The 19,463-nt window shown below is 47.7% G+C and carries 20 protein-coding genes; 3 read left to right on the top strand and 17 right to left on the bottom strand.

Translation table 11 applies throughout. From position 1 onward, the window contains the following. Window positions 1–71: 71 nt before the first annotated feature. The 17 genes from SCACP_RS13170 to SCACP_RS13250 form a co-directional block, all read right to left on the bottom strand. Window positions 72–1,316 carry a site-specific DNA-methyltransferase gene (locus SCACP_RS13170; protein WP_425061404.1) on the bottom strand — a complete coding sequence of 415 codons (1,245 nt, stop codon included), beginning with the start codon at window positions 1,314–1,316 and terminating at the stop codon, window positions 72–74. 1 nt (window position 1,317) lies between these two features. Beyond that, a complete protein-coding gene (locus SCACP_RS13175; protein WP_425057993.1) occupies window positions 1,318–1,800 on the bottom strand; it encodes an RNA polymerase subunit sigma-70 in 483 nt (160 codons plus the stop codon). Between the two features lie 303 nt (window positions 1,801–2,103). Beyond that, window positions 2,104–2,457: an HNH endonuclease gene (locus SCACP_RS13180; protein WP_425057994.1), complete on the bottom strand. Its 354-nt coding sequence runs from the start codon at window positions 2,455–2,457 to the stop codon at window positions 2,104–2,106. A 120-nt stretch (window positions 2,458–2,577) separates the two neighbouring features. Beyond that, window positions 2,578–2,943: a hypothetical protein gene (locus SCACP_RS13185; RefSeq protein WP_425057995.1), complete on the bottom strand. Its 366-nt coding sequence runs from the start codon at window positions 2,941–2,943 to the stop codon at window positions 2,578–2,580. A 176-nt stretch (window positions 2,944–3,119) separates the two neighbouring features. Next, window positions 3,120–3,347, bottom strand: a complete 228-nt coding sequence (locus SCACP_RS13190; protein WP_425057996.1) for a hypothetical protein — start codon at window positions 3,345–3,347, stop codon at window positions 3,120–3,122. 195 nt (window positions 3,348–3,542) lie between these two features. Next, on the bottom strand, window positions 3,543–4,181 hold the full coding sequence (locus SCACP_RS13195) for a hypothetical protein (RefSeq protein ID WP_425057997.1): 639 nt from the start codon (window positions 4,179–4,181) through the stop codon (window positions 3,543–3,545). 2 nt (window positions 4,182–4,183) lie between these two features. Then, window positions 4,184–5,533: an SNF2-related protein gene (locus SCACP_RS13200; RefSeq protein WP_425061405.1), complete on the bottom strand. Its 1,350-nt coding sequence runs from the start codon at window positions 5,531–5,533 to the stop codon at window positions 4,184–4,186. After that, window positions 5,530–5,820: a VRR-NUC domain-containing protein gene (locus tag SCACP_RS13205; protein WP_425057998.1), complete on the bottom strand. Its 291-nt coding sequence runs from the start codon at window positions 5,818–5,820 to the stop codon at window positions 5,530–5,532. The genes SCACP_RS13200 and SCACP_RS13205 overlap by 4 nt, the downstream gene beginning before the upstream one ends. Window positions 5,821–6,175: 355 nt before the next feature. Beyond that, window positions 6,176–8,527 (bottom strand): VapE domain-containing protein, encoded by a 2,352-nt coding sequence (locus SCACP_RS13210; RefSeq protein WP_425057999.1) that lies wholly within the window; start codon window positions 8,525–8,527, stop codon window positions 6,176–6,178. Continuing rightward, complete coding sequence (locus tag SCACP_RS13215; protein ID WP_425058000.1) at window positions 8,511–8,855, bottom strand: DUF4406 domain-containing protein; 345 nt, start codon at window positions 8,853–8,855, stop codon at window positions 8,511–8,513. Before SCACP_RS13215 ends, SCACP_RS13210 begins: the two co-directional genes overlap by 17 nt. An 80-nt stretch (window positions 8,856–8,935) precedes the next feature. Beyond that, window positions 8,936–9,742 (bottom strand): phage antirepressor KilAC domain-containing protein, encoded by an 807-nt coding sequence (locus tag SCACP_RS13220; RefSeq protein WP_425058001.1) that lies wholly within the window; start codon window positions 9,740–9,742, stop codon window positions 8,936–8,938. Between the two features lie 284 nt (window positions 9,743–10,026). Continuing rightward, window positions 10,027–12,903 carry a DNA polymerase gene (locus SCACP_RS13225; protein WP_425061406.1) on the bottom strand — a complete coding sequence of 959 codons (2,877 nt, stop codon included), beginning with the start codon at window positions 12,901–12,903 and terminating at the stop codon, window positions 10,027–10,029. 53 nt (window positions 12,904–12,956) lie between these two features. Then, window positions 12,957–13,535, bottom strand: coding sequence for a DUF2815 family protein (locus SCACP_RS13230; RefSeq protein WP_425058002.1), 579 nt, complete (start codon window positions 13,533–13,535; stop codon window positions 12,957–12,959). Window positions 13,536–13,549: 14 nt separating this feature from the next. After that, entirely contained in the window at window positions 13,550–14,671 is a 1,122-nt protein-coding gene (locus SCACP_RS13235) for a DUF2800 domain-containing protein (protein WP_425058003.1), read from the bottom strand. Then, window positions 14,664–14,996 (bottom strand): rRNA biogenesis protein rrp5, encoded by a 333-nt coding sequence (locus tag SCACP_RS13240; protein ID WP_425058004.1) that lies wholly within the window; start codon window positions 14,994–14,996, stop codon window positions 14,664–14,666. The genes SCACP_RS13235 and SCACP_RS13240 overlap by 8 nt, the downstream gene beginning before the upstream one ends. Further along, window positions 14,980–15,162 (bottom strand): hypothetical protein, encoded by a 183-nt coding sequence (locus SCACP_RS13245; protein WP_425058005.1) that lies wholly within the window; start codon window positions 15,160–15,162, stop codon window positions 14,980–14,982. Before SCACP_RS13245 ends, SCACP_RS13240 begins: the two co-directional genes overlap by 17 nt. A 151-nt stretch (window positions 15,163–15,313) precedes the next feature. Next, complete coding sequence (locus SCACP_RS13250; RefSeq protein ID WP_425058006.1) at window positions 15,314–15,802, bottom strand: RNA polymerase sigma factor; 489 nt, start codon at window positions 15,800–15,802, stop codon at window positions 15,314–15,316. A 411-nt stretch (window positions 15,803–16,213) separates the two neighbouring features. Between SCACP_RS13250 and SCACP_RS13255 the strand changes: the two genes are divergently transcribed. From SCACP_RS13255 to SCACP_RS13265, 3 genes are read left to right on the top strand one after another with little or no spacing between them, the layout of a single operon-like run. Next, the gene (locus SCACP_RS13255; RefSeq protein WP_425058007.1) at window positions 16,214–17,239 is read left to right on the top strand and encodes an ABC-three component system protein; all 1,026 of its coding nucleotides are present in this window, start codon (window positions 16,214–16,216) and stop codon (window positions 17,237–17,239) included. After that, the gene (locus SCACP_RS13260; RefSeq protein WP_425058008.1) at window positions 17,223–17,678 is read left to right on the top strand and encodes an ABC-three component system middle component 2; all 456 of its coding nucleotides are present in this window, start codon (window positions 17,223–17,225) and stop codon (window positions 17,676–17,678) included. Before SCACP_RS13255 ends, SCACP_RS13260 begins: the two co-directional genes overlap by 17 nt. After that, a complete protein-coding gene (locus tag SCACP_RS13265) occupies window positions 17,679–19,463 on the top strand; it encodes a hypothetical protein (RefSeq protein ID WP_425058009.1) in 1,785 nt (594 codons plus the stop codon). It abuts the gene before it with no gap.

Here is a 19,463-nt window from a genome sequence, read left to right on the forward strand (position 1 = left end):
ATAAACGATTCTATCCATCAAGCGTTCGTCTCATTCGCTGACTGAATATTCATTCCGCCTGCTACGGTAACCTAGCCATCTTTCATCCCTGCCATCACTTCCTGCCAAGAGTACATGCCGCCTTCTCTCTCCAGAAAGATATTCTTAGTATCGCCCACCGCTTCCGCATACCGCTTTACGATCACAGCTGCGTACCTTGGATCGAGCTCCATCAGATAAGCGCTGCGGTCTATCTGTTCACAGGCAATTAAGGTAGAGCCGCTGCCGCCGAATAAATCCAGTACAATCCCATTGACCTGGGAGGAATTGCGGATAGGATAGGCTATAAGTTCAACCGGTTTTGTGGTCGGGTGCAGCTTGGATTTTACCGGGCGGTCAAACTCCCATACGGTGCTCTGCTTCCGGTCGGAATACCAGCGATGTTTTGCCGTATCCTTGAAGGCGTAAATTATCGGCTCATGGCGCATCTGATAATCCATCCTGCCGATTACCAGGGAGTTTTTCACCCAAATACACGTGGTGGAGTAATGAAAGCCGGCATTGACCGTTGCGTTATAAAAATTCACCTTTTCCGCATCCGAGTGGAAAATATAGATGGCCCCGCCATCGACAAGATGATTGTATGCGTTCTTCATTGCCGCAAGCAAAAACTCATAGAATTTTTTAGATTCCATGTTATCGTTCATGATCGTCATACCAGTGCCGCCTTCATAGGAGCAGTTATACGGCGGGTCGGTGACGACCAGATTTGCCTTTTTCCCATTCATTAAAATTGCCACATCTTCTGCTTTGGTGGCATCGCCGCACATTAACCGGTGTTTTCCCAAGTGCCATATATCCCCCGGTTTGACAAAGCTTTCTTCTTGCAGGGCGGCGTCTATATCAAAGTCGTCATCTTTGCAGTTTTTGTTATGTACGCGAGTCAGGATCTGGTCAATCTCCGGTACTTCAAAGCCCGTAAAATCGGTATTGAAGTTGGCTGCCTTAAGGTCCACTAAAAGACCGGCCAGCAAATTTTCATCCCAAGCGCCTGTGATTTTATTAAGAGCGATATTCAAAGCCTTGACCTTGTTCTCGTCTTTGATTTCAACTACCACACACTGCACTTCGGTATATCCCAGGTCTTTCAGAACCGTCAGCCGTTGGTGGCCGCCGATAACCGTCATATCGTAATTGACGATGATAGGGTCTACATAGCCGAACTCTAAAATGGAGTTTTTGATTTTTTCATATTCCTTGTCGCCCGCCTTCAGCTTCTTGCGGGGGTTGTATGCCGCCGGGCGCAAAGTTTCAATCGGCAATGTCTGCCATTTCATTTCACTCATGTTTTGCCTCCTCTCGCCGGGCCGGACTTAAATATGGCTCTCGGCCTTCTTCCTCCCGCCAAAACCTGTCATGCACGTAACATTCGTGGCTGCAGTATTTTCTGTTTTTGCTTGCGTATACGGTGAATTGCCGGCCGCAATAAACGCAGGTCTTTTTATAAATGGCCGTTTCCTTTTTCCGCGAGTCCTCCGGATGGGCAGCCCACCACTGTCGCCGGCATTGGTCCGAGCAAAAAATGCGTTTTCGTCCCATGCCCGGCTGGCGGATAGTTTGGCTGCAGCACCTGCAAAGGCTGCCTTGCTGCATTTGTTCTTGCTTGTTGACTGCTACTACTGGGCCATAGCCTTCTAAACCCTGGTCTTTGCAATAGTTGCGGACCACATCGCGGGAAAGGTCAAGAATGGAAGCAATGGCTTTATAGCCGATTCCTTTCAGGCGAAATTCGCGTATCTGTTCGGCCTGAGTTTCTGTCACTCTTTCACTTCCTTTTCGCGGAATTTTTGCATGAAAAAAGGCCGCAAAACCTTGCGTTTTAGCAAGTGTTTTACAGCCTATGCGTTAATTACCACGCAAAAAAGGCAACGGGAAACACAGATAACAACTGGTTTCCCGGCGTTTTGGGGGTATCCCCCCTATTAAATTCTGCGATTTTTCGTGCGATGCGGGGCGGCGGCTACAAGCCTTGTGGCTCCTGGGTTTTTAGACCCCCCTCCCCATATAGGGGGTAATTTGCCACCCATGAATGTGCAAACATATTGGATAGGGCAAACATATCCGTCAAAAAGTATATTCGGGATACTGGTCCTGCGTCCGGGTTTTCCTATCATGGCATTTTTTGCAAAGCGGCTGCCAGTTGCTTTCGTCCCAGAACAGCACCGCATCTTTCCGGTGTGGCTTGATATGATCCACTACAGTCGCCGGCGTTAGTTTTCCTGCCCGCTCACACTCCGCGCACAGCGGATGCTTGGCCAAGAACTGTTTTCTCGCTTTTTGCCACCGGCTGCCGTAGCCGCGCTCGTAAGAACTTTCCCGGTCATGGGCATGCAGCTTGGCATGAAGTTCACAATAGCGAGTGTTCGTTAAACGCGGGCAGCCGGGATGCCGGCATGGTTTTTTCGGTTTCATGGGCATAGATTGCAGCCACCTTTGCCTGAGCAAAGCTTATTCTTATTTGCTGGGTTATTCCCCCATGATACTATTTTACCATGTCCGAATACCCCAAAACGGACATTTCCGGACATTTTAAAAAAATCAATTCATAAAACGAATGTAGTGCCTTAAATCGTCTCCGTCTTCGGTAATATCAATAAAGCCTTCACTTTCATAATAGCTGCATAATTTTTCTACAGGCTTGCAATCTAATAAGATTACTCTACCACCAACAACATCTCTTGCACTTGCAATAATGTCATAACAATCTTGCAGCATTCTCTTGCCATCTAATACTTCCTTGCCATAGCGACTGTCTCTGCCTAACTGGCCGATAAGAAAAGCGACAAGGTTTTTTTCGTCATCAGCTAGGTTGCCTAATTTCTTTTTAAGGGTATTAGACATAGTATCAATAACAGGTACCTTCAATGTCTTCAAGCCAATAGAGAAAAAACCAATAATTTTCAACTTGCCACTTTGTTCAAGCTCTGCACTGTCAAAATAAATGTAGGTCCGGCACTTATCTCTTTTTTCATATTCAACGGCCTTGTTCCTTATAAAATCTGTTATATCATCATCGTTGGAACAATAAAAAAGAGAGAGTGCATCTCTCCATATCTTCTCATCAATATCAGTTGCCCGAATCAGGCTTTGGAGCGAAGCGTATTCAATAATTTTCTTTCACTCCTCTGCAAATCGGCAACAACGTTACGCGAGCTAATTTTTACAGGCTTTATGTGTTGTACACTCTGTTCAAGTCTATCAACAGTTTCTTTTTTCGTTATAGCAAATTCTCTAGTAAAGGAAATTGTTGCCATTTTTTCTTCACCTCTCACTGGCGTTTTCTTTACCTCAATTATATTGTAAACCATTTCTTAAAGTAAATAAACATTTATTTTATAGACCGAAAGAACATACTGCCTTCTACATAGTATGCTTAAACAGATTAAAAGTATCACCCGCAAAAATAGTAGCTTAGGCTGCTCTGCATATTTTTCCACCAATACTGTTCCCATGCTACTATTCTACACCGTCAAAATACCCCAAAACGGACATTTCCGGACATTCTATAAATAATTTAGTTCTGCCGCCACTGAATAGACGATGTACTGCTTCCAGCGCCGGATGGTGCGTTCATCTACGCCCAGCTTGTCCGCAAGTCCTGAGGTCGTGTACCGGCTTTTCCAGTATTCTTCCATGACCGCCTGCTTATCTTGGCACAGGCGCTGATAGGTTTTCTCAATTGCGGTTTTGGTTTTTTCAAGTTCAACTATTTTCCTGTCCATGCTAATTTTAATAGCTTTGCTTGCCGTGCTGTTGCCAAGAGCATTGCTCCGACCTTCCTGCTTTTCCGGCGTTTCCAGGATAATATCGTTTTTTAGGCGACTCAGCTCTTTTAAGATATTCTTATACTGGCGGATTTCCTGCTCGACATATTTGAAGGTGTTTTTACTCAGGCGATGTTTCTTGATGCATACCGCCACATACTCTTCATGGTCAATGTTCAGTCCGTCGCAAAGGGCCGCGCACCAGGCGGAATGGATAAACCGCTTGGCATCACAGTGTTCGGCATCAACTTTATTCAAGCTGCACGAATCTTTAAACGAACACCACTCCGGGCAGCCTTTGTCACTTGCATAGTCATCACAGGCTTTCTTTAAAATGCTGGCAATCAGCCTTCTGGCTCCAATATCGTCAATGCTCATTTTCAACCCTCCCCAATTCTTGCTTTCACTGCCCGAAGCAGCGCTGTCTGGCCAACTTCTTTTTTAACCAATGCTGCCATTACGTCTTCATCGATTGTGGCTTTGGCAATAATGTGGTGAACCACAACCGTTTCTTTCTGTCCTTGCCTCCAAAGCCTTGCATTGGTCTGCTGGTAAAGCTCCAGGCTCCAGGTTAGGCCAAACCATACCAGGCTGCAGCCGCCTGCTTGCAGGTTCAGGCCATGACCCGCTGACGCCGGATGGATAGCCGCCACCGGGATTTTACCGGCATTCCACCGCTTAATGGAGTCCGCACTGTCCAGCCGCTCGGCAGGAAAGCGCTTACATATCCGTTCAATGTCATGTTTGAACCAGTAAGCAACTAAAACCGGTTTGCCATTCGCTGCTTCGATGATGTCCTCCAGTGAATCAAGCTTACGGTCATGAATTTGGGTGTCGCTGCCTGTTTCATCGTATACCGCACCGTTAGCCATCTGCAGCAGCTTGTTTGACAGGGCGGCGGCGCTCACGGCGTCAATTTCCTTGCCTTTTAAAGAGAGAACCATCTCGTCTTTTAATGTTTGGTAGTGCTGCCACTCTTCAGCCGACAGCCGCACGGGGATTTCGTTCATCACCAGTGGCGTTAGTTTAAGATAGTCGGTGTTTTTCATGCTGATGGTAATGTCTGAAATCTGCCGGTAGATAGCTTCTTCGGCGCCGGGTTTGGGTTTATATGAAAATACCATCTGCTGGTTCCGCTTGTCCGGTATGAAATAGGTGCTCCGGTAGTTACCGATAAAGCGCCCCAGCCGCTTTCCCAGATCCAGCAGGCGAAACTCGGCCCATAAGTCCATTAAGCCGTTAGCCGCAGGAGTACCGGTAAGCCCGACAATGCGCTTTACTTTAGACCGGACCTTTAACAGGCTTTTAAACCGTTTGGCCTGATGGGATTTAAACGAGGACAATTCATCGACGACAACCATGTCATAGTCAAAGGGCAGCCCGCTCTCTTCAATCAGCCATGGTACGTTTTCCCGGTTGATGAGGTAAACGTCGGCTGTTTCTTTGAGTGCCGCTGTGCGTTCGGCTTCACTTCCCACAGCGACAGAATAGGTAAGTCCTTTCAGGTGATCCCATTTTTCAATCTCTGCCGGCCAGGTGTCCCTAGCAACGCGCAGTGGGGCGATGACCAGCACTTTGCGGATTTGGAAACTGTCCAAAACAAGGTCGAAGATAGCGGTAAGGGTAATGACTGTTTTCCCTAGGCCGCAGTCGAGAAAAAGCGCTGCCTTTGGATGACTCAGAATATATTTAATCGAGTATTGTTGATACGCATGCGGTACAAACTTCAGGTGGCATCACCGCCTCTTGTTATTTCGGCAAGCAGCCGAGGTATCTGCTCCTCATCGTCTAGAAGGTACACCCTGCACCCCAGCCGTCTGAGGAGTTCATGTCTTTTCACTTGCAACGGCCGGGGTTTCATTCCATGCGCTTTAACTTCCACGAAAGCAATTTTACCGATTGGTAAAACCACCAGGCGGTCCGGCATTCCAGCAAAACCGGGGGATATGAACTTAGGGGCAATCCCGCCAAGCGCTTTTACTGCCCGGACAAGTTTTTGCTCTAATTGTCTTTCCATTTATTCGCCCTCCATCCGCGAAAAAGTGATTTAACTTGTTCTTGTTCAGCGTTGTTCATTTAGGTTGTTACAGCCCGAACCCCTGATTTTTCAAGGGTTTGATGGTTTAATGCTACAACTTAAACAAAATTTTCTTATATACGCGCATATACGCGTGTATACGCGCATACGCGCACCAGTCACATCTCTCTTATATATAAAAAATTTAATCTAATATAGATAACTTGTTCACTTGTTCAAGACAGACGTTTTCCCCAGTATTTTCGGACTTTTTCATCTTAAACAACTTCAGGCACAACTGCCGAACAAGCGGTGGAGTGTTCAGTGCGGACTGATTATTGGCGGGTCGACTAGGTCAAACGCAGCATGGACTGCAGTGCCGTTTGTAATAACGCTGTCTGCCGTAAATCGGCAGTGATATGTGTTTGCCTGTTTTCTCCCAGCCTTCAATCCGCTCCATAATTGATGCGATAGCATAGCTGTCCACCGGTTTTAGGTCTTCTTGCTTTTTGCCAAAGCATTCGCACCAAATTTCCATATTGGTGACTGTTTGGCGGAGGGTTTTGCCTTGCGGCAATGTCAGTTCATCCGGGGAATGGATATACTCTCGCCGCTCGTAAACGTTCATCGTATCCCAGTTGTCGGGAAGCGTCTTATCCAGGTACTCACGCACCAATCCCTCGCGTTCATCCTGCTCCATGGCTTCCCGCTGCTCGGCTTTGGCGAGTTTTTCCAAATCAGCGTCAAGGTAGAGTTTCTCACCTGCCTTTACATAAACGAATGCTTCAGCCCAGATTTGCCGAACATTATCGTCGGTTAACTGCCAAGTACGTCTAGTACCACTGCCTGGTGTTTTGACCGTCCAAAAGCGGCGGTTGCCGGTAATGTCACGGAGATAACCTTTTTCGGAGTTAGTCGTCCCGAAAAATACGCACTGCCTTGGATGAGAGGTAACGCGCCGCCCGAAACTGGCACGGTACTTATCGTCTTGGCGTGAGATAAACGCTTTAACCTTGTCAACGTCGGCTTTTTTCATCCCGGCCAGTTCACCAATTTCAAGAAGCCAGTACCCTTGTAATTTCTCGGCGGCTGTTTTATCGTTCATATCTGTAAGCGACAGGCTGTCGGAATACCAGTCGCCGCCCAGCTTGGCAATGAGTGTGGATTTTCCCGCGCCTTGCGGGCCATTCAGTACGAGGATGTTGTCAAACTTGACTCCGGGACTCAGCACCCGGGCAACGGCGGCGCAGAGCGTCTTTCGTATCACGGCACGGACATACCGGTTATCTTCCGCACCAAGATAAACGGTTAGGAGGGTTTCTACCCGCGGCACACCATCCCACGGCGGTAGCGAGCTTAAATACTCGCGGATTGGATGGTATGAGCGGTCATCGGTTACTTTGGTGACCGCAATCTCATAATTCCGGGCCGAGAAGGTGCCGTAATGGGAGTCGATGTAGCTGATGAGCTGGGCATCATCTGCATCGCGCCAAAAGCGGCTAGGGTGTTTCCACGGTACTTCACCCTTGATTTCCAGGCCATCCGCAAGCTGGTTAAACACAATCCCCTGTAGTTTTGGATCATTTTCCAAAATAAGCCTGATATTATGAAGATTGTTGAGCAAAAGCCCGCCTTTGTCTCGCTGCAAAGCCTTTGTCCAATCAGTGCCTAAGGCAAATTCCAGCTCGACCTGTTCTCTTCGCTCGGCAAGCAAAAGGGCGTTTACCCGCTCATCTTTAACTGCCAACTCGCACATAGCCTTATATGACGCCTTTTCATCAAGCTCGCCGAATTTGTGGAGCCGCACTAGGTCAAAGGCATTTAAAAGCTTCCCGCTGGCCGGGTCTGTGGCGTGGTGGGAATAGGCCCACTTGCCGTCATAGAGCACAACCCCGGCTGTACTATCGGCGGGAATGTAGTCATATCGGCCGGTAATGGCTGACGGCTCGTAAATGTCGCTTAGGAAAACCGCAATTGCGTCTTCAATTGAATACGCCCGGCAAAAGGCGCCTACCACGCCGGCTTTGGCTAATGGGTCTTGCTGCTTGGCATTCTCGCGCTGTTTAACTTCGCTTTCCCGTGATGAGAGCGGCCACTGGGTTACATCCCGCCAATCATCATACCTCGCTAGATATTCATCGGGGTTTAGCGGCTCGCCGTCGTTTTCGGCAAAGAAAAATTCACCGTTGGATGGACAAGAAGCCCAATACATCATGCGGTTAGCCTGATAGGTGGTATCGTCAAAGCAGTCCATCCCGATTTGTTTGGCCACCATCCGCATGAGTGCAGGATACTCGTCCTCGGCCACTTCACGCCCCAACCGGATCGCAACCCGGTAACGCGGCGCTGCCGGCGTATGGCTGTGGGTGGAGTAAATAAAATAGTCGATGGTGCCAAGGGCTTGTTTTACCTGGGCAGGAAAATCTACATCTTGGGGAATTTGGTCAGCATCCAGCATGCCGATGGTCCGGCAGAGCACGTTTCCGTTCTTACGGATGCCGCTTTTGAGCCAGCCGCCAACAAAGCCGCCATGGTCTTTGGCCGCGTCGCGCTGGGCTTTGGAGAGTTTAGGGTATTCCTCAGCGGTTTCGGACGTACGCACGGGGTTGCGATTACGTTCTTTCAGGTAACTCCAGGGCCGTTCTTGATTTTTGTATTTTTTGTCCGTTTTGTGATTACAGACGGATATCTTAACGAGATCGTCCATGGGACATTACCTCCTCGCACCGGCTGCTGAAATACCTGATGGGTAGATCGCGTTTTCTGGCTTTGGCAATTTCTCGGCTCATGCCTTCGCTGATTTGCTCGCCGAACACCCACAGTTCGTCGCATTTTGCCAGCAGTTTGAGCGCAAAGAATAACCCTAACTCGCGGCTTTCGCGGTGACTGTCGTCCATGAACTGAGGGTAGAGAAGATGCGGCGCAAACGGAATACCTCCTTTGCTGATGACAAACCGGCAGTACCCCCGCGCCCGCTCGGCGTTACGCTCGGTGTCGCCTGCAAACGGCGAAGCGACATAGATGATAGGACGCACTTTCTCCGCCTTGGCGACATTGGCTAACGCTTCGGCGGCAGTGGGGTCTGGGTAGTACTCGCTGTTACGCTTGTTCATGCTTACACCACCTCGGCTTCCATGCCTTGCTCGATCAGCGGCAAAACACCGTGTGCTTTTAAGAGCTCGTAAATGAAGATCCGGCCTTTCTGCGTCCAATATGTGTGAATATTGGAGTGGGTGGTTCGATCACTAGCAAGGTAGCTGTGGGTTTTGGTGCAGGTAAAACCTTTTTCCGCATATTTTTGATATAAAAGCCAGATGTTGCCCTGCTTAAACTGAATGCCAAGCTTATGCAGGTATTTATTCAGCCATTTCCCTGATTTTCCGTAATCTTTGGCAATGACGGAGATGGCAACGGCATCCTTGCAATTTAAAATTACGTCGTAGTAGCTGGCTTTGGGCTTCATTTCGGCAATCTGTTGGTTTTTGGCGCTAACTAGCGCTGTGAGTTCTGCGTTCTTTGCCTTTTCTGCTTTCAGCTGGGTCAATAGTCGAATGCCAAAATCCGGGTCAGCCAATACCCTATCAATGGTGGCTTGCGTCATATATGCGCCATATTTACGTATTGACGGCAACACCTCGTGTGTCACCCAGCGCTTGAATTTTTTGGCTTCCGGTTTACGGGAAAGCAAAATAACGTTGTAGAGCCCGCTTTCGCTAATAACCGTTAATTCTTGCTTTCCACCAGGGGTGTCAGTAATACTTACACCCTTTTCGTCATCATCCAGCCGGTCTGCAACCATTCTGGAGTTTCCGATTTCCAGTGCATTACACACATCTTTAAGAACCCACCAGACTTCGCTGTTTTTCTCAACGGTTCTGACTTCTTTGCCCTCATAAGAAAAAATCTGAAGTTCGTTCATCATAAAACCTCCAATCTGCTTTGTGATAAACTTTTTTAATTGTCGAACTCCGCTAGGAGTGTTCATTTGCGTATACCCCTTTGCAGTTTTGTTAACTCAAGCTTATAAAGGCTGTCGAAATTATCGCCACCTTTGTCTTGTACGGTTTTAGTTATGGCGCATAAACGTACTTGCATATTTATCCATCACCTGTATGCTTATTCATTTATTTTGTATATATAAACGTTTGCTTTTCAACCTGAGTTTGGCTGAAAGTTTAGCCGCTCACCCCAGATTCGGGGGCAATCTTAATCTTTTTTGTAATACGTGCAATCATAGCCATCGGCACGAAGCAGCAGTCCTTTCGCCCAGGGTGGAGTTTCCGCCATGATTCGGCACACTTCTTCCGGAGAAACGCCGTTTGCCACTTCAAGCACCACTTCATCGTGCACGCTCATCACAATGGAAAAGCCCGCACTGTCTAGACGCCCCATGGCGTAGCAAAGGATGTCGCGGCTTATAGCCTGCACGATGTTTTCGACGAGTTTAGGGCCGTAGGTTTCGATGCGCTCCCACTTTTTCGCAGGGCCAACGCCTTCATAGATCACGCAATCTGAGCCGAATTGGTTTATATCAATGCGGGGTTTTACATAGGCTAAACGCCGGCCGGATGGCAGGGTAATAAACAGCATGCCGCTTTTACACTCAAAACGGATGCCATGGGTTGAAGATGTTGTCCGTTCCCTAACCGCGGTTACGGCCGCTTTATCTACATCCCACCACAGCTTTACAATGTTGGGATTGGCTGATCGCCACGCCGTCACCAGCGGCCGCAGCTCCTCTTCGCTGAGGCCCATCTCGATTGCGCCCATGGCTTTGAGCGCGCCGACCGAGCCGCCATAGCCGAGGGCCAGTTCTGCAATTTTCCCTTTTTGCCTAAGCGGGCTGCCCTTGGTGATTTCTTCAATCGGAACATGGAACATCCGGCTTGCCGAAGCTTCATAGATTTTGCCGTGGCTGGCAAATACCTCATTGCGCCATGTTTCACCGGCGAGCCAGGCAATAACCCTGGCTTCGATCGCGGAAAAGTCGGCAACGATAAACTTTAGGCCCGGTTTAGGAATAAAGGCGGTACGGATGAGTTCTGAAAGCACCGCCGGCACAGAGTCGTAGAGCATGGTAAGCGCGGTAAAGTTGCCGGACTTAACAAGGCTGCGGGCCTGCTCAAGATCTGGCAGGTGGTTTTGCGGCAGGTTTTGGATATTAATTACCTTGGATGAATTGCCGGTCACCCAGATTTTCTTATCTCGTCTGACCAGGAAACACCCTGTTGTTGTTTCAAGACAGTAGACTCGCCCCATGAATGGTTCGTATTGTTTTTGCGGTGCGCTCCGAATTTCAATTCCAACCTCACGCGCGTTTTCCCAAATTTCTACATAGTAAGCCTCTGATAAGTTGGCATTTCCATTTCTTCTTGCAGGAACTGTGTTTATAAGCGCAGCCCGCCCTGACAAGTGTGCAAAAGTTGCCACGATTTCCGCATTTAGCCTGTTGGTTGTACAATATTGCGAACTGTTCTTGGTTTGGACATGCCCGTCCCAGTACTTCAATTCATCAAAAAACACGTCGGCATTTTCATTGATCAGCCACCACCCGAATTGTTTTGTTTTAATACGTGAGTTATAGCTATCCGGCTCGACACGGATACAAGTCACGCCATCTTTATGGATGCTCACTTTATATGGGAGTCCCATTCTGTCCAATAGCGAACGCATACGTTCAATCTTGCGATCCTTTTTTAGACGGAAGGCGAGGCTGTTACGGCGACCACCAGCAGCTATTCCATCAGCCTGGTATGCAACAAGAAGCCGAATTTCGTCATCTGTAAAATTCCTGGGGATTTCGCTTTTATATTGGCCGCAGATCAGAATGCGTGGGTGTCCTTTTATCTGAACCACCATCCGCATTTCAAAATCTTTTTTATGGTACGCGACAGGGTTTCTGTGCTCAGGCGTTGATATTTGTGAGATGCGCTTCCCTTGCCATTCATACATATCTCCTTTGTATTCAAAGGAATGAACCGGGCATTTGGCAAAGGTTATTTGATTATTGGTCAAATCATATTGCGCAGCGATTGGCCAACCGTTAAATTTGCTGTCAAGCCTTCTCCACCCATGCGGTGTAAGTATCTCATGGTCACCAGTGAGACAAAACCGACCTGTTCTGTTTGCTCCGTAAAACTGAAACATTCCATGTAAGCGGCTATCATCACAAACCGCGTTCTCCATCGCCTTGTATTTCTTCACACTGCTCTTGGCGAGGTCTTGTCTGAGTGCCAACACTTTTCTAAGATTTTCTGGCGCTGTCTTGATCAGTTCTTTGACCGCTGGCTTGCCTAGGGTATCGGTCGCGAGCCCGTTTTCCGCGAGCCACACTTTCATTTGAGCAACCGAGTTAGGGTTCTCCACATTGGTGAGTTTTCGCATTGCGCTCGTGAGCTCTACCCTCGCTCGTTCATCGCAGCAAACAGCCTCTCTGACCAGATCCATGTCAAGCCGGATTCCACGATCATTGATCTTCTGGTCGAGGATATAGTTCCGCCACTCGTCTTCCGGCACTGGGAACTTGGCCAGTTTTTGCTGAATGGACAGCTCGGTTTCCACATCACGGCGGTTGTATGCCTTGAACGCGGCCCACTTGTCAGGCGCATGGCTTGGCAGGTTACGCGTCCTCTGTCCGTTGGCGGCTGTGGGTTTACATGGTTGGCAGAAATAGCGGATGAGGTCTTTGCCTTCGCTCAGCTTTTGTTTTTCCAAACCCAGCACGGCACCAGCGCCTTCAAGCGAAAGAGGCAGGCCCATATAGGCCGACCAAACCATCGTGCAGCGCCATAAGCGCGGATCTAGATATTGACCAATAGGCAGCCCCAGCCACTTTGACAGGCAAATTCGTTCAAAATTGGCATTAAAGGCCCATTTAATAACTGTGTCGTCTGTTAGTGCGGCGACAATTTCAGGCGGCACCGATTCACCACTTGCAAGGTCGACCACCTGAATCTCACCGCCATCAACAGAGTAGCCAAAGAGCAGGATTTCGAAGTCCGGTGACTCGACATATTTGTATAGACCTGATTTCCCGAGTTCGACTGACGAATAAGTTTCCAAATCCAGCGAGAGCGATTTTATAGGGGCCGCAGAGGGAGCGGTGTTTACTCCCTCCGCAGTGTGTTTACTAGCCCTCACGACAAAAAGTCCTCATCGAGGTCGGTGGCAAAATCGTCCTCCGCCCTGGATTTGCCGCCAAGGGGCTCACCGTCGCGGATTTTTTGCAGGTTATTAAGCCCGCAGGCAATACCCTTATTCCCGTTGCTGTTAAAGGCATAAAAGCTTATGCTCGCCCTGCCGTACACGCCGCTATATACCTCGGAGTGTTCCAGAATAGGCTGACAGTTGGCGTCCACGATACCTGGTGCGGTTGCCGAGTTAGCGTTGATGAAGTAGGCGTTGGCGTAAGCTGGATCGTCCGGTCGCTCGATGTCCCCGTCACGCAGCGGTGTTTTGAGGGCAGACAGCGGCGGTACGGTTTTGCCATTGCCTTTTAGTTTTGCTTCGCCTTCCTGATATGCGGCTGCAATCGCAGCCTTGATTTTTGCCACGGTGCGGGTGTCAGACTTAGGGATGACCAGTGATACCGAGAATTTGGGCATGCTGCCGTTTATGGACTTGGGTTCCCACACATTGGCGTAAGACCAGCGAGTATCGGGACCGGTAATTACTTTTAAAGGGTTGCTATTGATTTTGTTTGCCTGTTTTGTCATTGAGATTTTCCTCCTTAACATTCACTGAAATCTTGTTTTACTAGATTGATTGGCGGACGCTTGTCCGAAACCGGCACAAGCGTTGGTTTGCCAGGCGGTTTTTCGATATATCCGCCGAGGATTTCCGCAAAGCGCTTTTGGCCAAGCAGCGAGCTCATGGCAGTAATGCCTAAGAGTTTATGCTCATAGGGGTCAAAGCCGGCCGCGCTGACTGCTTGGGCCACCGCGTTTTCATCGGTATAGCGGCGGCTGGAGCGGCCTTCGACCAGTTTCCACCCGTGCCACTCTTTGCCGCTGAGCGCGGCTTGCAAGGCGTATTCCTTAACGTCTGACGCCCATGCGGTCAAAGCATCGAGTTTGTCAAGAACGTTTTCAATCTCATCGTCCTCCAAGAGGGGTGGGAGTTTGAATTCGTAGCGGGCAAGTTCCAGATTGTACTCGGCTCTGGCACGGCATTTGTGTTTTGCTCTGCAAAACTGGCACCACTCACCGCATTGGTATTCTCCTTCGCCGGCATGAGCAAGTGCAGCGGTGGGTTTCAGGATTTCTTCAGCCCATTGGTACAGGGACTCCTTAAGCAGCGTGTGCGTAGATATGTTATCCCGCCGGGGTTGGTAGATGGTCATGGCAACAGTGTCGATGTCATAGATGTTGTCAAAAAGTTCCAAAGCACCGAGAGCATACAATTTCATCTGCGGGTTGTCCGCAGCTTCCACCAAAACACCTTGCCCGTGCTTGTAGTCCACGATGTGGAGCGTTCCGTCCGCGATTATCACGCAGTCGCCGGTGCCGAAACCATCCGGCACATACCTGGAAAAATCCAGACGCTGCTCAATTAGGACTAGCGGGTCAGGGCAGGTTTGTTTTGCCGCTTCTACCAGTTCGAGAATGTAGGCGGCGTAGCCGGTTGCGCAGTCTTCCATCTCCTCGTTGTAGCTGGTAAGACCGGCGGTTGGGTCTTTGGCGGGAATGCCGAGTGCGACCTTCAGCTTGTACTCGCAGAGCGAATGAGCCTCTGTGCCTTCGGCGGCATAATCACTAGCCTTATCTTCGCAGTTTTCACAGAGCCTGGCAGAAGGCGGGCAGTTTAGCCATCGGTGCGCGCTGGAAGCGGACAGCAGGGCGTGTTTACCCATTTTCCAATACCTCAGCTTCTTTAAGCAGCGTTGAGTATTTTGTGGGGTCGATTTCCGACAGTTTTGAAGCGCCGTGTTTTTCGAGCAGAGCTCGCACCTCGGCGGTATAGCCGGCGCGGGATTTTTCGGCAAGAACTGCCCGGACCATTTCTAGGCTGATGAGCTTTTCTTCTGGCGCAGGAGTTTTCGCAGTCGGCTGTTCCATTTTCTCGGCATCATTGGTAGCACTGAAATAATCCGCCAACGCCGCCGATATGCCGATAAGGGCTTCGCCACAGCGCTTAAGTTCCGCAACCGCTATCGACAAATCACTCGACTTGCTCATTCAGCCTGCCTCCTTCCGTTTTTTGGTTTTCCTGCCGCGCAAGCATTGTTAACTTCTGGGCAAGGCGCTTAGCCACCACGCTGATTGCCGTAAGTACATCCGCTATTTCTTCGTTCCTCTCATTGTCGCGGTAGTCAGTGCTACCTTTGGGAACCTGGTTTTGCATTTTTCAAGCCTCCTTCCCGAGGACTGTTTTTTTGCCCCTCACTATCCACAGGACAAATGATTGGATTTTGAGTACCGATTTTTAAAAAAAATTTTAAAACGTTGTCCTCTACTATTCACAGGACAGTTGAGAGTGTTTTGAGTACCACAAGTTAAATAAAATTTTTCAACCGTTCCCTCAGGTTAGAAAACAGCTTGGTTTTTCTTTTGTTGATTGCTTTTTGGGACAGACCAACTTCTGCGGTAATCTCCCGTTCCGATATGCCCATACTGAAAAGTTCAATGATTTTCCGGTTGTCCGGGTCCAGTTCGTTGAGAGCTTCATACAATTCTTCAAGCAGTTGTTTATCTGCCACCATTTCGGCGATATCCACAGGGTCGGCGGGTTCAACGCCAGTTTCATCAACAAGCCTGTTTAAGGAAAGGATACTGCCCGTCCGCTTTTTATCACACTTGCTGCAGTTCCCGGTGCAACGGTTGCCGCGTTCATCCCGGCAGCGTTTTTCCCGTTCTTGGCGCTTGTGTTCAACCCATAGCGGGCGCTTATATACACGGTAGACTTCTTCCGTAACGGGGATTTGCTGTCCATCGATTTCGATGTGCCGCTTATGAGCCGGGGTTTGCTTGGTATTGATTGCCATTAAAAAAGCCCCTTTCTCTTGCGAGAAAAAGGCATGACAATCAGCCAAAAAACTCGCCGTTTTTTTAAACGGGAGCCGTTTGGCTGCATCGCGTTGGCTCTACTTTCCTTGGTAATTCGAATAGGCGTTTTAACAGCGTAATTTATAAGTATCTATAGGTGTTTATATTGCATTACAGGTAAAGATATCGAGATATCTACAAGGGATTTGGCAATGGCTGTCAAATATAGTTAGTTGAAATGCCTGTTTTTTCACGGAAATGCAACAACTATCAACAAACAACAAAAAACCCCTTTCCTGTACTGCCTACAAGAAAAGGGTATCATTTTAAGACGTTAAAGTAATTCCTCTCAATTTGACCTGTTTTTGACCAATTTTTGACTGGTGATTTTACCTGAAGGGGTGAACCTCGTGGTGAGGTTGTGTTTTGGTACTTACGCCACCATTCTGAAAAATGCAGTTAGGGAGCCAAATAACCAAACGAGTGTGACCGAGTTGTTGTTAGGCTTAATCACCGACAACGAGAACATCACGAATCAACAGGGCGAACCTTTCGTGGTTACTGATAAAATAGCCAGTGATCTATTCGGGCTTAAAATCCCGATGCGCAAAAAAATCATAGCGGCATCCAGCTCGAAAAAGATTATGGAAGCAGCTCGCGACTACTTTGAAGACGTAGTCGTGCCAGAAATTATACCGGATTTGATATCCGACCTGCTTGCTAAGCTCTGCGAGCTGATAACGTCAGATAAAGACGTACCTAAACAAAAACAGGATGAATTCATAGCCTTGGCAACAGTCGAATCACTGCCTGACTTTCTGTCAAGCGTATTTTTGTATGCACTGAAAAAACCAAATAAGCAGCAATTAGATAATAATCTGGTCAAGGCTGGCAGCGACAACTCAACTGTCTTTGATGATGCCCAAAAACTGATGGCATTATTTGAGAAATTCAAACAGATACACCCTACTCGACTCATCCCACCAGATAACATTGATTTGCATGAAATGGTGTATGTGAAGGAATTATTAGCCGCTTATGCAGATGCAGAGGGACTTGCTGAATTGCCCAAAGAAGTGCTGGAAAAATACCCAAGGTATAAGAGTGATTTCGAACGGCGAAGAAAGGACTATTATGCGGCTGAAACGATCCGCCGGGGTTCAAGAGACGTATTCGGGAATTTAGATCCCGATCAGTTTGATATTCTGAAAGAAGAAACCTACGATGGCATCATTGATGTGTACTCCATTGACTACCCTCATGGCTTTGAACGGTTGAATCGAGTCATGTCCCAAGCTGCCGTTATTCGTGTAGATAAATGTCTGTTAAGCCGCCTACCGGACTGGATCGGCTCCAGTGAGAAAAAAGGTGTATGTCACATCTTGGTAAATGACGGAAAATTAAAGGGATGGGTTAAGAATGAATCATGTATTTAACACGCCGTTTGAAATAGCATTGCGTGTCCTTCTGACGCTGGAAATCACTGGTGGCCAAGGGAAAACAACAGATATGATAGCGGCAACCGATTTTATAACGATATACGGTAAAGACTTTGGAATATCAGATGAGAACCTTCATGGTGATAACAATTATAAGTTCAGCGAGTTTGCTCTGCGCCGCGAGCTAGTGAAAGCAGCCACCAAGCGGCTTGTGCTCAATAATCTGATATGCGTATCACCCACACAAAAAGGTTTTACTTATTCCATAAGCCAAAATGGCTTAGCCTACAGCGCGAAACTTACGAGCGATTATGCAAATGCGTATCGCGATATTGCAAGGCTCGCTCAATTATACATAGTTGACAAATCAGAACGCGAAGTTCTTGAGATCATCAATCAACGTTCGTTGTCTTCGCTGCAAAGGAGTATGAATTAGATGAGTCACTTCTATATTGAGAAGTTAATTGTTACAGGCAAAGGCAAAGAGCCATCAGTCTTGACACTTAATAAGGGACTGAATATTATTTCGGGGCCTTCAAATACCGGGAAAAGCTATGTACTAGAATGTATCGATTATTTATTTGGCAGCACCAGCATACGATTTGACAAAAACTTGGGGTATGACTGTATCAAGATGATCATCGCCACGGAAGATGGCAAATTAACGCTTGAACGCCCAATTTATACTAATGATACGAAAAAAGTAAAGGTACACAGTACAGTCCCTGGTATCGAGTCGAAAAGCTATAACATTAATGGCTCAAAAAACACCATTAGCGACATTTGGTTACACTTGATCGGCATAAAAGATCAACATCTTATCATTAAAAACTCGAATTATGAAAAACAACGACTTACCTGGAGAACGTTCTCGCATATGTTCTTGATTAAGGAAACTAATGTCTTTCAAGAACCTTCCATCCTACTGCCTAAACAGAATACAGCCGTGTCGGCAGCTCTCTCTGCCCTCTTTTTTTTGATGACAGCTGTGGATTTTGCAGATACCGACCAGCGTGAGGACAGAAAGATAAAAGAAGCCCGCAAAAAAGCGATTGCTGACTTTATCAATAAGCGATTGACCGCCTTCGCTGAGCGGAAAAACGAACTGAACCAATTTCCAGTTTTGGATGCTTTGGCGCTTCAAGAAAAGGTAGAGGCAATTCTGGATGAAATTGCTGAAACGGAACGAAACATCACCAATTCTGTCAACCGTAGTAAATGGCTCATGAAAGAAATATTCACAGTGGAAGAACAGTTGGCAGAGTGTGATATCCTCTATAACCGCTATCAAGCGCTGAAGAGCCAATACATCTCGGATATTAAGCGCTTGACCTTTATCGTAGAAGGTGATTTGCATAAAACTAATATACCTGCAAATTCCAAATGCCCATTTTGTGATGGCGATATACCGCTCCAGGAGGAGCAGACTTATGTTGAAGCTTCGCATGCCGAACTCCATCGGATCCAGCTCCAGCTAAACGACTTGGCAGAAGCTGAACATGACCTCATGGCAGAGCGCGCGACGCTTGAGACAAAAATCTCCTCCCTGCGAAAGGAAAAGTCGGATGTAGAGTTCCTATTGAATCAGGAACTAAAGCCAAAAGCAGCTGCCTTAAAGCAAGCGCTGGCAGAATATCGCAGAGCCATTGAAATTCAGAATGAAGCCGTCGTGATTAGCAGATTTGAAGACAGTATGAAGACAGAACTGTTTGATGCCTTGCAAGAAGATGATTCAGAAACAGGGTTTAGTATCAAGGCACATTTCGACCAAGATATTCTAGATACGTTAAACACCTACCTGAATCGAGTTCTTGAGATGTGCCAGTATGACGGCTTCAGTTTTGCCTATTTCAATTTGAAAACCTTTGATATGGTTGTGAATGGACAAGCTAAAGAAACGTTCGGTAAGGGCTATCGCGCCTTCCTGAACACCGTACTTACCATTGTGCTGATGAAATATTTAGCCGAACGTGGGAAATACGCACCGCGTTTACTGATTGTTGATTCCCCCATTCTTTCATTAAAAGAACGTGGCGATGGTAAAGCATCTGATACGATGAAAGCCGCTCTATTTCAGTATTTGTTGAATAACCAAGACATCGGTCAGATAATTATCATTGAAAATGATATCCCTGACCTTGATTACAGCAATGCTAATGTCATCCACTTCACGAAGGATGAAACACAAGGCCGCTATGGATTTTTGAATGATGTGCGCTAA

This window comes from Sporomusaceae bacterium ACPt, from assembly GCA_041428575.1.
GTDB classification, from domain to species: domain Bacteria; phylum Bacillota; class Negativicutes; order Sporomusales; family Sporomusaceae; genus Sporomusa_D; species Sporomusa_D carbonis.

Coding starts and splice junctions, on each gene's coding strand:
- SCACP_RS13245 (WP_425058005.1), bottom strand. CDS start 15,162: ATGCAAAACCAGGTTCCCAAAGGTAGCACTGACTACCGCGACAATGAG.
- SCACP_RS13190 (WP_425057996.1), bottom strand. CDS start 3,347: ATGGTTTACAATATAATTGAGGTAAAGAAAACGCCAGTGAGAGGTGAA.
- SCACP_RS13170 (WP_425061404.1), bottom strand. CDS start 1,316: ATGAAATGGCAGACATTGCCGATTGAAACTTTGCGCCCGGCGGCATAC.
- SCACP_RS13210 (WP_425057999.1), bottom strand. CDS start 8,527: ATGGACGATCTCGTTAAGATATCCGTCTGTAATCACAAAACGGACAAA.
- SCACP_RS13180 (WP_425057994.1), bottom strand. CDS start 2,457: ATGCCCATGAAACCGAAAAAACCATGCCGGCATCCCGGCTGCCCGCGT.
- SCACP_RS13205 (WP_425057998.1), bottom strand. CDS start 5,820: ATGGAAAGACAATTAGAGCAAAAACTTGTCCGGGCAGTAAAAGCGCTT.
- SCACP_RS13230 (WP_425058002.1), bottom strand. CDS start 13,535: ATGACAAAACAGGCAAACAAAATCAATAGCAACCCTTTAAAAGTAATT.
- SCACP_RS13260 (WP_425058008.1), top strand. CDS start 17,223: ATGAATCATGTATTTAACACGCCGTTTGAAATAGCATTGCGTGTCCTT.
- SCACP_RS13235 (WP_425058003.1), bottom strand. CDS start 14,671: ATGGGTAAACACGCCCTGCTGTCCGCTTCCAGCGCGCACCGATGGCTA.
- SCACP_RS13220 (WP_425058001.1), bottom strand. CDS start 9,742: ATGATGAACGAACTTCAGATTTTTTCTTATGAGGGCAAAGAAGTCAGA.
- SCACP_RS13195 (WP_425057997.1), bottom strand. CDS start 4,181: ATGAGCATTGACGATATTGGAGCCAGAAGGCTGATTGCCAGCATTTTA.
- SCACP_RS13240 (WP_425058004.1), bottom strand. CDS start 14,996: ATGAGCAAGTCGAGTGATTTGTCGATAGCGGTTGCGGAACTTAAGCGC.
- SCACP_RS13265 (WP_425058009.1), top strand. CDS start 17,679: ATGAGTCACTTCTATATTGAGAAGTTAATTGTTACAGGCAAAGGCAAA.
- SCACP_RS13250 (WP_425058006.1), bottom strand. CDS start 15,802: ATGGCAATCAATACCAAGCAAACCCCGGCTCATAAGCGGCACATCGAA.